This is a genomic window from Thermogemmatispora carboxidivorans (genome assembly GCF_000702505.1).
In the GTDB taxonomy this organism is placed as follows: Bacteria; Chloroflexota; Ktedonobacteria; order Ktedonobacterales; family Ktedonobacteraceae; genus Thermogemmatispora; species Thermogemmatispora carboxidivorans.
Genome location: NZ_JNIM01000001.1, coordinates 1713766 through 1728206, shown reverse-complemented (window position 1 = coordinate 1728206; position 14441 = coordinate 1713766). Strand labels below are relative to the sequence as shown.

Genomic DNA, 14441 nt, shown 5'->3' with positions numbered 1-14441 from the left:
ACCTATGACTGCGCAACCTTATAGATTGTCACACCCTCAGCGGAGTAGACTACCTGTAAGAACGAAGGGAAATGGCCAAGATTGATCGTCTGATACTTCGCCAACTCCAGCGGTCCCACATAGACATACGTCGCATGATAAAGCGTCAGCAGCGAGCGGACCACGTTGGCTTGAGGACTGGTATAGATTGTTGCCACATCGCTGGCTCGCCGATTAAAGTCGGCGGCATAGGCCAGATTATTCAACCAATTCACCCGCCACTGATACTCATGGCCAACCCAGCCCATAATGGTCGGCAAGCCAGTAAAGGCCGAGACGCGAGCGTAGTCGCTATAGTCCGGGCCAACCGCCTCCACAATGACCGGGTCGCCATCGACATGAGTATTGAGCCAGCGAATCGCCGCATAATCGCCGGGATCGGTCTGAGAAAGATAGGTCAGCCCATCCAGGCTATTGCCCCGTTGGGCGAAATGATCCGTGCGGGCATAGCTTCCGGCCACCGGATAGACCGCTCCAGCCAGCAATAAGAGGCAAAGAGCCGCTGTCCACACCACCTGCAAGCCCTCCGAGAGCAGGCGCTGCAGCGGCGCCACCATCTCCCCAGGGCGCAGGGCCTCCAGGATAAAGAAGAGAGCAGCCCCACAGGCAATCGAGAGCTGAGCCCACGACTGGAAATAAAACTTAAAGACCGTATTCATGCGTGGGTAGCTATCGGCAAAGACATCGCGCAGATAGAACACCTCACAGCCGGCCACCAGAGCAAAAGCGAGCGAGCCAAGCAGCAGGGTAAAAGCCAAGGCCCTATCGCGCAAGTGAGAGAGCACCAGAACAGCCCCCACTGCCGCCAGAGCGCCTGCCGCCACAAAGGTACCGCTATTGCGCATCAGAAGCAGCGTCAGCAGGCCCAGCAGAGCAATCACCCAGAAGCTCAACCACTGAGCGCTGAAGCGCACCAACCACCTGAGCCAACCGGGAGCAGAAGCCGCCGAGGCCTCCTCTTTCTCCGCAGCAGCCTCCTCCTCAGCAAAGGCAGGCAACCTGGCTACGCTCGCCACCAGCAGAGAGAGAAAGACGAAAGCGAACAGGCCATAGATCAGAATCTCCTGGCCAGGGGACGAGCGATCAGCAGGACCAACCACCCCGATTCCCTGAGATGGCGACACAAAGCTCAAATAGAAAGGCAAATAGAAAGCCAGCGAGAGAATAATCAGCGGAACCGCTGCTGCAGCAACATCCACCAGGAGTGCCCCGCGGAAGCGACGCCCATGAACCAACCATTGCTGTAGGGCAATACAGACCAGAGTCAGGCCCAGGTAGGTTGGATAATCCCAGCCATTCATCGTGAAGAGGGCCCCGATGACCAGCGCCGTTGCACCCAGGGTCAGCGGCAAACGCCAGCCGCGTCCGAAGATGAAGATCCCCAACCCCTCACGTTCCAGGAAGAGATTGAAAGCCAAAGCGATCGCCAGAATCGTGAACGCTAGAGCCAGCACATGGGCATGGAAACAGGAGAGCAGAAAGCTGAAAGCGGGGAATTCATTGATCGTCTTATCAACGACCCGCGAGGGGGCAAACCAATCGAACTGACTGAGGTCGCCATGATCACGCCACCACTGCTGCGTCGCCGCCAGATTGCCCAGTACCAGGCCGAGCGCCATGGTCAGCAGTCCGTACGGGATAGCTGCCGTCAAGCGCGGGAAAGTCTGAGCAGGAGCCTCAGCGCTTCCATCATCAGGGGGCGAGCCAGCAGCGCGGACATGCCTGGCCCAGGCGATGACATTGCAGGTCACCCCGAAGAGATTCACCGCCGTCAGCCCAAAGAAGACACAGATCCCTGTATTAAAAGCGATAGATGGAGATTGCCCTAGCAGCTTTGCCAGTACCACGATCGTAAAGTGAGCGTAGTAGTAGTAATTGATCGGGTAGCCAGCGTACCACATATCGTTTGGCGGCAGATGAGGGCTACGCATAATTGCAGCAATAAAGCCCTCATCCATAAACATCTCAAAGCCGCGAATATCAGGGCCATAGGAGCGAATCCACCCGAGCAAAAAGACCATGCCCAGAAAGACCAGCTCGCAACTGACCAGATAGACCACGTTCGCGCGCAGCAGCTTCAAGAGCGTCGCGCGCATCAGCAACAGGCCCGCAAGAGCAGAGATCAGCAGGGCCACGAAGATCCCGGCGATAAAAGCGCGGCTGAAGGGCCAGGACTGGACGCACATCAAAGGCAGCCAGACACAGAAAGCGAAGAGCGCTAGCGCCAGGGCCTTGCTAAAGGCCCAGCCACGGTCAGGGAGATTGCGCAAGACCGTCACAGTCAGCGGCAGGCAGAGCAGACCCAGCAGCTCCACCAACGCCCACATCAAGAGCAAGTCAAGCATAGGAATACTCGATCAGTACCACCATAGATTTCTCAGCTCCTGAACCACCCCGCCACAGCCACTTGCAGGCAGGCGCCACCTGGCGGCAGAGCATCACCGAGGCCGCCCACAGATAGCCCGCCAGATCAGAACACCCGCAAGCCACAGAGCCGCAAACCTGGATACAGCAAGCAGCCAGCAGCATATCTGAGCCAGCGACCAGTTTGGAGCCAGCGCGCTCCTCAGTACTTTCCACTGTCTCCAATTATCAACGAATCTAGCATCCATTCTGTCCCGCAAGTGGCCTCACCCTGGGAGGATAGAGAACCTGACGCTGACTAAGGTGTCGAGAAGGCACAGCTCAGCGAACTGACGGGCTGGGGCCAGTGAACGCCAGCCACGAGCTTCTCAAAGAGCTGTTGCGGCGTATAAGGATAGGGAGTATCACGCACAAAGATGCGAGCGACCGGATGATCAAACACCGAATAACTCTCATCGGCTCCGCTGTCGTCGAGCGTAATACCAAAGAGATGCGGACGCACCACAAACTCAGCAGCCAGGCGGAAGCCTAGTTGTCCACTAAACAGGAGCTGATAGTAGCGAATCGTGAGCGGATAGCGTGCAGGCAAACGCGGGATCGACTTGTCGAGGCGATCAGTAGGCATCGTAATCGCATCGATCGTCGGCAAGAGCCTGGCCAGGGTACAGGCTTTCTGTGGTGTGTCATCCCCGTAGAGATCCAGCCCAGTTTGAGACTGGCCAGCAGCGTTCAAATAGGTTGCCTGTCGATAGAGACCGGGATCATGGCCATCCACCGGCACCGGCAAAGGATCATCCCACTGCTCGTAGGTCAACACACTGCCCGGTGGCAGATGCGCATAGATCCAACGCGAAGCCATTACTCGCGTATTTGGCTCGCTATACACATTCAACAAAGCCAACCCCTGAAAGATCGTGCCAGCCAAAACCACGCCCATCAGCCCATAGCCGACAGCTCTCGCCAGGCGTCCGTGACTCATCCCAGCCTTATCCCGAACCTGGGTCCGGCTGCTCGCTAGCCAACGCTCCAGCCAATCCTGAAGCTGCAGCAGCAGAAGCGCGGCAAGCAAGGCAAGGAAGGGATAGAGCGGTAGCATATAGCGCATGAACTTGACGTAGAAACCGCCCGTAATAGCTCCGTAGATCGCGATCCAGGAGAGCGGAACCAGCCAAGCAGAGAGCAGGCGGTGTCTGAGCAGATACCAACAGAGCCAGAGCAAGCCAGCCAGGGCGGTCAGGCCCAAGGTCAGGCCCTGGCCCCACAGGACCATATTCTGCAGCTCGTAAAGATAGGGGATCGTACCAGCGAACTGGCGCACATAGGGCAGATCGATCAGGCCACGGGCCAGGTCTCCCTGAAACGAGACCTGCTGGAGAAAGTCCTGCGCATCCAGAAAAGCATAGGGCATGGCCACGAAGAAGACCAGCCCAGTCGTCACCAGCGAGAGAGCAAACAGTCCCCAGCCATGCAGGGAGCCTTGACGCCACCAACGCAGTCCAAAGGCCAGCACCAGCGGCACGATCAAGGGAGCCGCACTAAACTTGGTCGCCAGCGCCAGACCATAGCCCACACCGGCCAGGAGCGCCCAGCGGAGCGGATGCTCACTCTTGACCAGGGCTACACATGCCAGCATGGTGAGAGTGATGAAAAAGACTAGAATGGTATCGACGGCGTAAAAATGTGAGAGCTGTAACTGGAGGGGAGTAAACACCATCAACGCCGCGGTCAGCAGAGCCACCGCCCAGGAGCGAGGCCGGCCAGGCTGTCCGTCCTCCACCAACAAGAGCGCCAGCAGAGCGGTGAGCGCAATGGTCCCACTATCAAAGAGAGCCGAAATCACCCGGCCCAACAGCGTGAGCGTGGCAAAGTTTGCCAGAGCGGGGAAGAACGGTTTCAAGACCGCGCCCACCGCAGCCAGCAAATAGATCGGGAACGAGCCGTAAGCAAAGAACTGTGGATTCAGAGGAGAGTGAGCGGCGTCCAGAAACTGGGCCCAGCTGGTGGGCCGAGCGATCGCCACCACGTGAAAGAGAATCTCGCGCTCATCGGGATGGAAACTATTCCCATCATCCCAATTCAGACCATAGAGGCGGAGCGCTAAGCCAAGTGCCGTCAAGGCGATCAGCGCAAGTGGACGCCAGCGAATAACAAGCTTCACGGAGCGCCTCTGTCGTCTCTCTCTAGCAAAGATACACCATCTATTGCCACCGCTGCCTACTACAGCAAGCTATCGTCTTTCTCCTGTGGTTGTGGCCTCTAGTATAGGAGGATTGCCGACAGCGGTCAAGAGACAGGGCACGACTACCGATGGCGGGGACTCAAAACGGCGATCGCTATTGTCCAAAGTGATGATCCCGAGCGGGGCCAGAAGTCGAGAGGAGATACTGGTGAACATAGTCGGACTCCTTCCGCAAAATGGCAGCATCACTGCTCTCTGCCTAAAGGATACCATAGCCCCGCCAGTCAGGCAACAGGCACCGCATCAGCTTCACTCCCCCAACGTCTGAAGATATGCTACACTGCCTATGGGAGGTAGGAGGGAGCGCGAAGAATCGGCCTATCCATCACAAGCAGCGAAGCGGAAAGGAGGCCACGAGTGCCTGCACTGGACGAGCAGAGCCTGATGCCTGGCACCGAAGGCATAAACTTTTACGAGGCTGACCCCATCCTGGAGCAATTACTCCAGCGTCACCTCTCTTCCGAGGACTACGAGCGGGCCCGGCCACTGCTTCTGAGCATGGGAGCAGTGGCCTCCGAGCGCATGGATCAACTGGCAGCCATTGCCGACCGACACGGGCCGGTGCTGCGTCAGTACGACCGGCGCGGTCAGCGCATCGACGAAGTCATCTTTCACCCGGCCTATCACGAACTTGAACGCATCGCCTACCAGGATTTTGCTATCGCCGCCTGCACCCATCGCGAGGGCGCTCTGGGCTGGCCGGGGCGCGTCCCTCAGCCTATTAAATTTGCCCTGGCCTATCTTGGGATGCAAGCCGAAGCGGGCGTCTTCTGTCCTGTTTCCATGACCGATGCCCTGGCCCGCGTTTTGGAGCGCTACGGCGACGAATCCCTCAAGCAGCGCTTTCTTCCTCGCCTGACGGCTCTCACCCTGGACCAGCTCCAGCAAGGAGCCATGTTCTTAACGGAGAAGCAGGGTGGCTCAGACGTCGGCCAGACCGCCACCATAGCTCGTCGACGCGAGGTCAACGAGGGTAGCAGCCAGGACGAGGCCGAGTTGTGGCCCCAGTGGCAGCTTTGGGGAGAGAAATGGTTTTGCTCTAACGTCTCCGCCGATCTGATTCTCACCCTGGCTCGTCCCAGCGGCGCCCCAGCCGGGACACGGGGCCTGGGCCTTTTCCTGGTACCCCGTCGTTTGCCCGACGGAAGGCGCAACGCCTATACCATTCACCGCTTAAAGGAGAAGCTGGGCACCCGCTCACTGGCTACAGGCGAGGTAACCCTAGAGGGAGCGCTGGCCTACCAGGTCGGCGCCTTGGAACGCGGCTTCGTCCAGATGACCGAGATGATCAATCTGACCCGCATCTGGGCCGCCATTGGTTCCCTGGCCGCCATGCGACGCAGCCTGCTAGAGGCCACGGTGCACGCCCACGGACGCATCGTCTTCGGGCGCCGTCTCTGCGACCATCCTCTCATGCGGCGTCAACTGGTTGATCTCCTCCTCGAAGTCGAAGGCTGTGCCGCGCTGGCCTTCGCAACGACGGCGGTTCTGGAACAAGTTGACCGCTACGGACGTGAGGAAGATCGCCGGCTGCTGCGCATCTTGACGCCTCTCTGCAAATACTATATCCCTAAGCGGGGTGAGTACGTTACCCTGGAAGCCCTGGAGATGCGGGGAGGCAACGGCTACGTCGAGGATTGGGTGAATCCGCGCCTGCTGCGCGACGCCATCGTTAATGCCATTTGGGAAGGAGCCAGCAATGTCATTGTCCTCGATGTCGCCCGGGCCATGAGTCGCGAGGAGGGCCACCACCAGCTCTTCGCCTGGCTAGAGGAGCGACTGCATGCCCTCCAGCGTCCAGAGCTGGCCGAGAGCATTCGTGATCTACAGACCAGCCTGCAGCGCCTTGCCGCCCGCTTTGAGGCGCTAATGACCCCTGACCCCGATAGCGCTCAGCTCCCTCTACGCGGCCTGGTCGAGCGGCTGGCCCAAGTCACCATTGCCACGCTCTTGCTAGAGCAGGCAGCTACCAGCCGCAGTACCTCCCAGCCTGATGGCGAACGGCAGCGGCTCGTCGCCGAACTCTTCATGAGGCGCCATCTGCAGCCTCACCCCGACGGTTGGCAGGCGGACGACGATCGCCGACCTTTGGAGCAGTTTGAGACCCTGATTCAGGGAGCTGTACGTTTCGGGCAGGGAACCTGAAAAAGAGGAAGAAGCCTTCAGCGATGCCGGCCCGGCGTCGATGCGGGGCCGGGATAGATGGGCCGGCATCGCAACGGCGGACAGGTGAACATAGATGATCTCCGTAGCAGGAGAAGAACGAAGAACAGACAAAGGAGAGAGTGAAGCTCACTTCACAACAGGACAAGGCCCAGAGACAAAAACCTCTGCCTCTCCCTGCCCGTCAAGACAGGCCTGGCGGTTTCGGCCAGACAGCGAGGGAAAAGGCGAGACGTGGCGTGGCCACTGAAGACCTGAGAGAAGGTGATCGCAGGTACTTACTCAGGCCAAGACGCCGTCGCGCTCCCCTACCAGACGCTGGATCTCACGCAAGCGCCACTCAGCCCGTTCCACATTCTCCAAAGCCTGGGCTAGAATGCGCTCCTCCAGGGAAGAGAAGGACTGCTCGATTTCGGGATCGATCGAGCCGCCAAGTAGCTCCAGAGCGCGATGGAGCCTGGGATCTTCAGTTGCAGCTACCGTTGACATGGCGTGTCACCTCTCGATCAAGAACTGAGTCTGACAGCAAGCAAGTCCATCACAAGCCAAGAAATAAAAGACCTAAAAACCAGCGTTGACCAGTCTCAAGCTGTCTCGCTAGCTAGCATGACAGAAGAGCGGGACCACCTGAGCCTACCCAGATGGATATTCTCGCTCCTCAACAAAATACGTGTGAACGCCGAAACAGGTTGCAGTCCCCGCACCACCACCGACTTTATTCATAGTCTCCATTTCTATGATACGTCTGGCGCCAAAAACGGTATAAAGGAGCCACCAACATTCCTATCTGCAAAAATCCCAAACTGCCAGCTCTTTTCGAGAGGAGGGGTTGGGGGCAGCCTCATCTCAAGGCGTCTCCTGCCACCCTCGACCTCCTCCCCTGGCATAAAGCGCGTCTACTTGACGATCACCGTCAAGTTCATACCTTGATGGATCGTACAGTAGAGTTTAAAGGTACCAGCGGTGGTGAAAGGGCCAATTTGCTTTGTATCGTTGCCGCTGAACTGCACATCAACTTTCGGAGCGCCGGCTTCAATCCCAGGCTTGGCCGTTCCATTGACCCATGAGCCGTTTTGAATAATGTGCGGTACAGCGACAGTATTGACGAGCGTAACAGATTCGCCCTTTTTAATGGTGATAGAGGAGACCTCGAAGGTCGCGGCATCCATCTTCACCGTGTTCCCCCCACTGGCACTGTTCGCCGCCGAAGAACTACCGCCGCTGCTGCTTGTATTGGCTGCAGTCGAGCTGGTCGTCCCAGGTCGCGTACAGGCCACCAGCAGCAGGCTCACCAGCGCCAGCGCTGTCAACACCAGCCACAGCAAGCGTAGAGGTTTCTGCTCCATAGCAACCTTGTAGCCTCTCAGTCCTAGCCGATGCCGAAAGCAGAACAACTTGCACGCACAATGGAGCGCTGTAGCCCCTGGCTAGTGGAGCTACAGGTAACGCTCTCTCTGTCTCTCGGCTCTTCTTACTTTCGGGAGTATGATACGGCCACTCGCAGCCCCTGCAAATCCGGCAAATACCCGATATTGCGTCGGGTATTTACCTGATCTATTAGCTCAACTACGGGAATCGGCGCCCCACCTGCAATCGCAAGGTTCGCCCATCCTTCACCCTCCGTTGCAGCCGCCAGGCTCGTTACGAGAAGAAGGACAGACCCCGCTTCTCCCCCCGAGAGGGAGAGCGGCCATCAGCAGTATCAACAGGCGCCACAGGAGAAGTCGGTCCCACCGGCCTCACCGTCATTATCTTTCTCCAGCTTTTCGGGCTTCTTGAATAGCAGGAACGCTACAAGCAGTCTGACATTGATTTTGCAAATTTTCAACAAGCTATCCTTCTTGCCCGGGTCCTCCTTGACTTCCGTGAAACAGCATGGTATACTCTAAGTGTTCCTGGCAGGGAACATTTCCAGGGAACGACCCTGGCACAAGGCGCAGGCTTTGCTTGGAATCCCGAAAGGAGGTTGTATGCAGATGAAGAAACCGATACGCCTCTTAGGGATGGTGTTCCAAATTGACTAGGAGCGCCCGTAAAAGCGGGCTATCCGAGCCTCTGAGCGCTGCGCCATCGATCTGACAACCGCTGCAACTGCGAGGTTTATGGGCGGTCGCGACGACGGGGTGACCGTCGGGTCCTGGCAGGCGCAAGCAGAGGGTATGCGGGGCATACGTAAGATCTATTTATGCCCCGTCCTTTTGTTTTTGGGGATTGCACCCTTCTCGCTCTCTCCTACTCTCCGTCCTCTTTCAGCGAGAGCACTGCCATGAAGGCCTCCTGGGGGATCTCAACGCTGCCCACCATCTTCATACGCTTCTTACCCTCCTTCTGCTTCTCTAACAGCTTCTTTTTGCGTGTGACATCGCCTCCATAGCACTTGGCCAGGACATCTTTGCGCAGAGCTTTGATGGTCTCACGTGCGATGATGCGCGAACCAATAGCTGCCTGGATGGGCACCTCAAAGAGCTGACGAGGGATCAGTTTGTGGAGTTTCTCGACCAGGGCACGCCCGCGGCGATAAGCTTCACTGCGGTGGACAATGATGGAGAGCGCGTCGACTGGCTGTCCGTTTACCAGAATGTCCAACTTCACCAGATCAGCCTCACGGTAGCCAGCAAAGCTATAGTCCAGAGAGGCATAGCCCTGCGTGCGCGACTTGAGCTGATCGTAGAAGTCCACAATCAACTCGGCCAGCGGCATGCTGTATGTCAGCAATACGCGCTCGGCCTCAATATATTTCATCTCCTTGAAAACGCCGCGCCGGGCAGTTACCAGCTCCATAATGGGGCCGATATAGCGAGTCGGGGAGAAGATTGATAGCTCTACCCACGGCTCTTCAATCTTCTCGATCTCGCCAGGCGGGGGAAAGGCCGAGGGGTTATCAACCTTGACTACTTCCCCACCACGCTTCGTGACGTAATATTCCACATTGGGCGCCGTAGCCAGAATACGCAAGCTATACTCGCGTTCCAGCCGCTCCTGGATAATCTCCATATGGAGCAGACCCAGGAACCCACAGCGGAAACCAAAGCCGAGGGCCGCTGAGGTCTCCGGCTCGAAGGAGAGCGAAGCGTCATTGAGTTGCAGCCGCTCCAGGGCCTCACGTAGCAGCGGGTAGTCATCGCTATCCACTGGATAGAAGCCGGCGAAGACCATCGGCTTGGCCGGTTTGTAGCCCGGCAGCGGCTCAATCTCGCCCAGGGCCCCAGGAACGGTAGCTGTGTCGCCCACCCGACAATCTTTGACGTTTTTGAAGCCCGTGGCCAGATAGCCAACCTCACCGGCACTGAGCATCTGGGTCGAGACCATGCGTGGCTGAAAGTAGCCAGCTTCAATGACCTCCGTGACGCTGCCAGTGGCCATCAGAGCGATGCGATCGCCGACGCGCACACTTCCGTCGACGATGCGAACGTAGGCTATGACCCCCTTGTAGCTATCATAGTGCGAGTCGAAGACCAGCGCCCTCAAGGGACGCCCAAGGTTGCCATGCGGCGGCGGAACCCGCTCGACAATAGCCTCCAGAATCTCAGGGACGCCGATCCCTTCCTTCGCTGAAGCCAGCAGGCACTCGCTGGCAGGCAAACCAATGACCTCTTCGACTTCCTGACGCACCCGCTCAGGATCAGCGCTTGGAAGATCGATCTTGTTAATGACCGGGATAATGGTAAGGTCTGCCTCCAGGGCTAGATAGAGATTGGCCAGGGTCTGGGCCTCAATTCCCTGCGTGGCATCAATGACGAGTAAGGCCCCCTCACAGGCAGCCAGGCTGCGCGAAACCTCATAGGTGAAGTCAACGTGTCCTGGTGTATCGATCAGGTTCAGCTCGTACTGCTCACCATTGCGCGCCGTATAGAGCATGCGTACGGCCTGAGCCTTAATGGTAATGCCCCGCTCCCGCTCTAGCTCCATCTGGTCGAGCACCTGCTCGGTCATCTCGCGGCTGGATATGGTACCGGTGTATTCCAGAAGACGGTCAGCCAGGGTCGATTTGCCATGATCAATGTGCGCGATGATGCAGAAGTTACGAATATGGACTTGATCCGTCATGCTTCAATGATGCCTCCGCACAACACTTCATCGCCATCAGCGCCGCCGTAGAAGACTGCGCCCTGCCCTGGTGTGACAGCCCGCACCGGCTGCTCCAGTGTGACAAGAGCACGCCGGCCCTCTAGCGGCCTCACCCATGCTCGCTGCTCGCTGGCCTTGTAACGGATGCGGACCGCTGCTTCAAATGGTTCCGTCGGTACGTCGCCGCTGATATAGTGCATGGAGTGAACAGTAAAGTTGGTGCGCTCCAGAGCTTCCGCCGGACCAACAACCAGAGCATTGCGCTCAGTGTCGATCTTGAGTACGTGGAGCGGACGGGATGAGGTCAGGCCCAGGCCGCGCCGCTGCCCAATGGTGTAGAAGGCCAGGCCCCGATGCTGTCCCAGCAGGTTGCCTTCACGGTCATAGATCGGGCCAGGACGCGGAACCGGCAGGAAACTGCTGCCCTGACCAACAGCAACCCCAGCGGCAACCTCGCTGGCTGCATAGCGCTGGATAAAACCTCGATAGTCGTCGCGTGCCACAAAACAGATTTCCTGGCTTTCTGGCTTGCTGGCCACGGGCAACCCGCGCTCCGCCGCCATCGCCCGCACTTGCTCCTTGGTATAGGTTCCCAAGGGGAAACAGGCATGCGCAAGCTGTTCCTGGTTCAGCACATGCAGAACATAGGACTGGTCCTTCTGCCGATCAACTGCCCTTAACAAGCGATACTTCCCTGTCAGGGGATCACGATCAACTCGCGCATAATGGCCAGTGGCCAGATAATCCGCCTCTAGGGCCAGCGCCCGCCTCAAGAGCACCGTGAAACGAATAAAGCGGTTGCAGACCAGGCAGGGATTAGGAGTGTGGCCTGCTACATACTCGCGATAAAAGTAGTCGACGACCTGATCCTTAAATTCGTGCTCGACATTCATCAGATAGAAGGGAATATCAAGCAGGCGAGCTACGCGCCGTGCATCGTCAACCGCCTCTAGCGAGCAACACTTGTTCTGCACCACGCGCTCAACGCCGTCATCTTCTTCATTGCCTGGCTCGGCCCAGAGGCGCAGCATAATGCCGATGACCTCATGCCCCTGTTCCTTGAGAAGGGCAGCCGCCACCGAGCTATCCACGCCCCCACTCATGGCAACGACGATTCTCGCCATACTGCTGCTTCCTTCCCGCTACTCTCACTCGTCTCATCTCAGTCTTCTCGCCCGAATCGGCTCTTCAACCAAGGTGCGTGGCCGATACTTTTGGAGCGCCCTCTGCTTTCGATCAGCGTAGCACAGGTTGTCGCCCTTGTCAAATGGATGGGGCCAATCCTCAGCGCGCCTCGGCCAGTCATGGTGGCTGCAAGCTCCCCCTCGACGAGAGGGCTGCCATCGTGTATAATAGGCGCAACGTCAACAGACCTGGCAGCCACTGGCTGCCGGGAAGGATCAACCAACACTCGGGCAAGCTCGACTCAGCGGCAGGAGAGCGGATCGAGCCAGGCTCGTTGCGCTCACTAAAGCCGGGCTGGGGAGCAACGCAGGTCCGTACACGAACGGAAGAGCAGCCGCCTTGGCTGAAGTGAAGATCTTGCGGCGCCGCGCCGACCGCAGCCCACCTCGTTAGCAGGCCCCGAGAGACCCCAGGCTGCGGCAGCAGGCCCGTGTAAGCAGGAGTGAGTCAGCATGGCAAAGAAAGCAGGTGCACGCAGCGGGACACGGCAGAAAGCCCGCGCGCAGAAGCACATCGAGCTGGTGCGCCAGACAGGGCAGGGAGAGCAAAGCAGGGTTTCTACCCAGGAAGGCACCGCAGCCTCGCAGAGCCAGCAGAACACCTCGGGCACCACCGCCACCCAGACTCGTCCCGCGGAAACACGCACGCGGGAACAAACGGCGGTTCCCGCCGAAACTTCTCGTCCGGCCAGCGCCGCTAGCAGGCTGGCGGCTCGTCGTCAAGCAGGCCGGGCCGCTCAGCGCGGGGCCACCTTAGTGACTCCTGAGCACTACGCTTATGTCCGCCGCGATCTGGTGATGATTGCGATCCTGGCAGCTATCATGTTTGCAACCTTGATTATTCTCCATTTCGTGCCAGCTCTCGGCGGCTAGAACAGAACAGCAGCGCCTCCTCCCCATCTCGTACCCACCACCTGGCGGGCCGGGGAGCGAAGACGGCAGGGAAGTCGCTTCTTCCTCCAGAACAAGGCGCGCGCCGCTCCACTCAGCTCTCCAGCGCCAAAGAAAAGAACAGAAGCACCGAGGTTATTCCTCCTCTCCTCAGTGCTTCTTCTTTTTCTTCTCCTTCGGTGTCGAGGATCCCTCACCCTTATCCTGGATGGCTTGCCCAGAGGCCGCACAGCCGCCTAAAGCCAGACGACCGAGCAGGGAAAGAGCCGTGCACATGCAAAGCTCGCGTTGCTTTGCCCCCTTATCCTGGCTGGCCCTAGTGCATCAAGGGACCAGTATTCAGCCCGGCAGAAATACCCTGACGATGTTCAGCCGGGATTGTTACGCCCAGCACACGCTGCATGGCCATCGTGTGTGAACAATGCCCCCAGTCCTGGAAGAAACGGCAGGTGCAGTTCCAGACCCCATGATCATAATTGGTGGTATGGACATCGTTCTCGCCACGAAACTTGGCCTCGAAGCGTGTGAACTGGATACGCTCCGGCTCTTCCGCATAGCGCTTGGCTTTAGCGATCTTGCTGATCATGCTTGAATTCACGGTCGGTACTCTCCTTCAGGTATAGCAAGCACCACTTCGCAGACAGATCAACGGCAACTGCCTCACGAGGCGTGGACAACAGCTCATGCCAACAGGTATGGCCTATCCCATCCCATCAGCAATGTTCTCAAGATGCAAGGGCCGATAGCCCGGGAGCGTGTCTCACCCTCCTTTCACGCGAAGTCTCGCCCGGAGCAGAGGGACGATCAGCTACCAACACTGGCCCACTCACTCCTCTTCGCAATCAGATACGGAGGCCACCTGCGTCTAGGAGACATCTCCACGACGCCATCATGTGAAGAATCTGCGTAGAGCCTGGTGATGAGTGCATGTTGACCGTGATAAGAGAAATAAAAAACACCAGGGCTGAACCTCCCCAGTGTGTATGCATGCTAGCCGTTGGCAGTATGGGCTGACACGCCTGCCTTCCGCGACGTAACCCTTGCATCCTCTTTCTCTGAGTGCATAGGCGGCAACCCTCGTAATTGATGTCTTCCCCGTTGAAACTCTGCACCGTCCTGGTAAGACACAGTATACCACAGATCGGTGTGAATGTCCAGAGGGAGGGATGGCTCCCCAGAGACCGGCCAGAGGCGCACGCTCGCCCTTGGATAGGTTATCTCGCTGTTCAGGGAGCGTAGTGATCCGGCTTCCACCGATCTGCCTTCCTCGCTCACGGCCTCAGACGACAGGGTCGGCTGCTCCTGGCTGCACAAGGAGCTTTCGTCGTGCCGACATGGTCAGAGATCCTGCTCTGTTTCGTTTCCTCCAGACTGGCCAGGCTCACAACGGCAGTGTTAGCCACTTCACTGCATGCTCAGCCTTCTCTCGGCTAGACTGAGAAGTGTCACCGCCTGGCCGACCGGTGGAGCACTGCTTGCTTTTCCAGTGGGTG

At 58.3% G+C, this 14441-nt stretch carries 10 protein-coding genes; 2 read left to right on the top strand and 8 right to left on the bottom strand.

Annotated elements, in window-relative coordinates; all coding sequences use genetic code 11:
* Nucleotides 1-2 precede the first annotated feature (2 nt).
* From N688_RS06850 to N688_RS22700, 3 genes are all read right to left on the bottom strand, one after another.
* Nucleotides 3-2384 (bottom strand): DUF2298 domain-containing protein, encoded by a 2382-nt coding sequence (locus tag N688_RS06850; RefSeq protein WP_052888587.1) that lies wholly within the window; start codon nucleotides 2382-2384, stop codon nucleotides 3-5.
* Between the two features lie 317 nt (nucleotides 2385-2701).
* On the bottom strand, nucleotides 2702-4561 hold the full coding sequence (locus tag N688_RS06840) for a phospholipid carrier-dependent glycosyltransferase (protein WP_052888585.1): 1860 nt from the start codon (nucleotides 4559-4561) through the stop codon (nucleotides 2702-2704).
* A gap of 69 nt (nucleotides 4562-4630) precedes the next feature.
* On the bottom strand, nucleotides 4631-4798 hold the full coding sequence (locus N688_RS22700) for a hypothetical protein (protein ID WP_156025328.1): 168 nt from the start codon (nucleotides 4796-4798) through the stop codon (nucleotides 4631-4633).
* 201 nt (nucleotides 4799-4999) lie between these two features.
* Here N688_RS22700 and N688_RS06835 point away from each other — a divergent pair, with 201 nt between their 5' ends.
* Nucleotides 5000-6787 carry an acyl-CoA dehydrogenase family protein gene (locus tag N688_RS06835; RefSeq protein WP_052888584.1) on the top strand — a complete coding sequence of 596 codons (1788 nt, stop codon included), beginning with the start codon at nucleotides 5000-5002 and terminating at the stop codon, nucleotides 6785-6787.
* A gap of 300 nt (nucleotides 6788-7087) precedes the next feature.
* Here N688_RS06835 and N688_RS06830 read toward each other — a convergent pair whose 3' ends face one another.
* The 4 genes from N688_RS06830 to mnmA form a co-directional block, all read right to left on the bottom strand.
* A complete protein-coding gene (locus N688_RS06830; RefSeq protein ID WP_052888583.1) occupies nucleotides 7088-7294 on the bottom strand; it encodes a hypothetical protein in 207 nt (68 codons plus the stop codon).
* A 407-nt stretch (nucleotides 7295-7701) separates the two neighbouring features.
* Nucleotides 7702-8151 (bottom strand): cupredoxin domain-containing protein, encoded by a 450-nt coding sequence (locus N688_RS06825; RefSeq protein ID WP_052888582.1) that lies wholly within the window; start codon nucleotides 8149-8151, stop codon nucleotides 7702-7704.
* Between the two features lie 886 nt (nucleotides 8152-9037).
* Nucleotides 9038-10852 (bottom strand): translation elongation factor 4, encoded by a 1815-nt coding sequence (gene lepA, locus N688_RS06820; RefSeq protein ID WP_052888581.1) that lies wholly within the window; start codon nucleotides 10850-10852, stop codon nucleotides 9038-9040.
* Complete coding sequence (gene mnmA / locus N688_RS06815; RefSeq protein WP_052888580.1) at nucleotides 10849-11997, bottom strand: tRNA 2-thiouridine(34) synthase MnmA; 1149 nt, start codon at nucleotides 11995-11997, stop codon at nucleotides 10849-10851. The genes lepA and mnmA overlap by 4 nt, the downstream gene beginning before the upstream one ends.
* Nucleotides 11998-12510: 513 nt before the next feature.
* Here mnmA and N688_RS06810 point away from each other — a divergent pair.
* Nucleotides 12511-12930 carry a hypothetical protein gene (locus tag N688_RS06810; protein ID WP_052888579.1) on the top strand — a complete coding sequence of 140 codons (420 nt, stop codon included), beginning with the start codon at nucleotides 12511-12513 and terminating at the stop codon, nucleotides 12928-12930.
* Between the two features lie 334 nt (nucleotides 12931-13264).
* Here the strand turns inward: N688_RS06810 and N688_RS06805 are convergent, their stop codons facing one another.
* The gene (locus N688_RS06805) at nucleotides 13265-13546 is read right to left on the bottom strand and encodes a hypothetical protein (RefSeq protein ID WP_052888578.1); all 282 of its coding nucleotides are present in this window, start codon (nucleotides 13544-13546) and stop codon (nucleotides 13265-13267) included.
* Between the last annotated feature and the right edge of the window lie 895 nt (nucleotides 13547-14441).

Coding starts and splice junctions, on each gene's coding strand:
- N688_RS06850 (WP_052888587.1), bottom strand. CDS start 2,384: ATGCTTGACTTGCTCTTGATGTGGGCGTTGGTGGAGCTGCTGGGTCTG.
- N688_RS22700 (WP_156025328.1), bottom strand. CDS start 4,798: ATGTTCACCAGTATCTCCTCTCGACTTCTGGCCCCGCTCGGGATCATC.
- N688_RS06830 (WP_052888583.1), bottom strand. CDS start 7,294: ATGTCAACGGTAGCTGCAACTGAAGATCCCAGGCTCCATCGCGCTCTG.
- N688_RS06825 (WP_052888582.1), bottom strand. CDS start 8,151: ATGGAGCAGAAACCTCTACGCTTGCTGTGGCTGGTGTTGACAGCGCTG.
- lepA (WP_052888581.1), bottom strand. CDS start 10,852: ATGACGGATCAAGTCCATATTCGTAACTTCTGCATCATCGCGCACATT.
- mnmA (WP_052888580.1), bottom strand. CDS start 11,997: ATGGCGAGAATCGTCGTTGCCATGAGTGGGGGCGTGGATAGCTCGGTG.
- N688_RS06810 (WP_052888579.1), top strand. CDS start 12,511: ATGGCAAAGAAAGCAGGTGCACGCAGCGGGACACGGCAGAAAGCCCGC.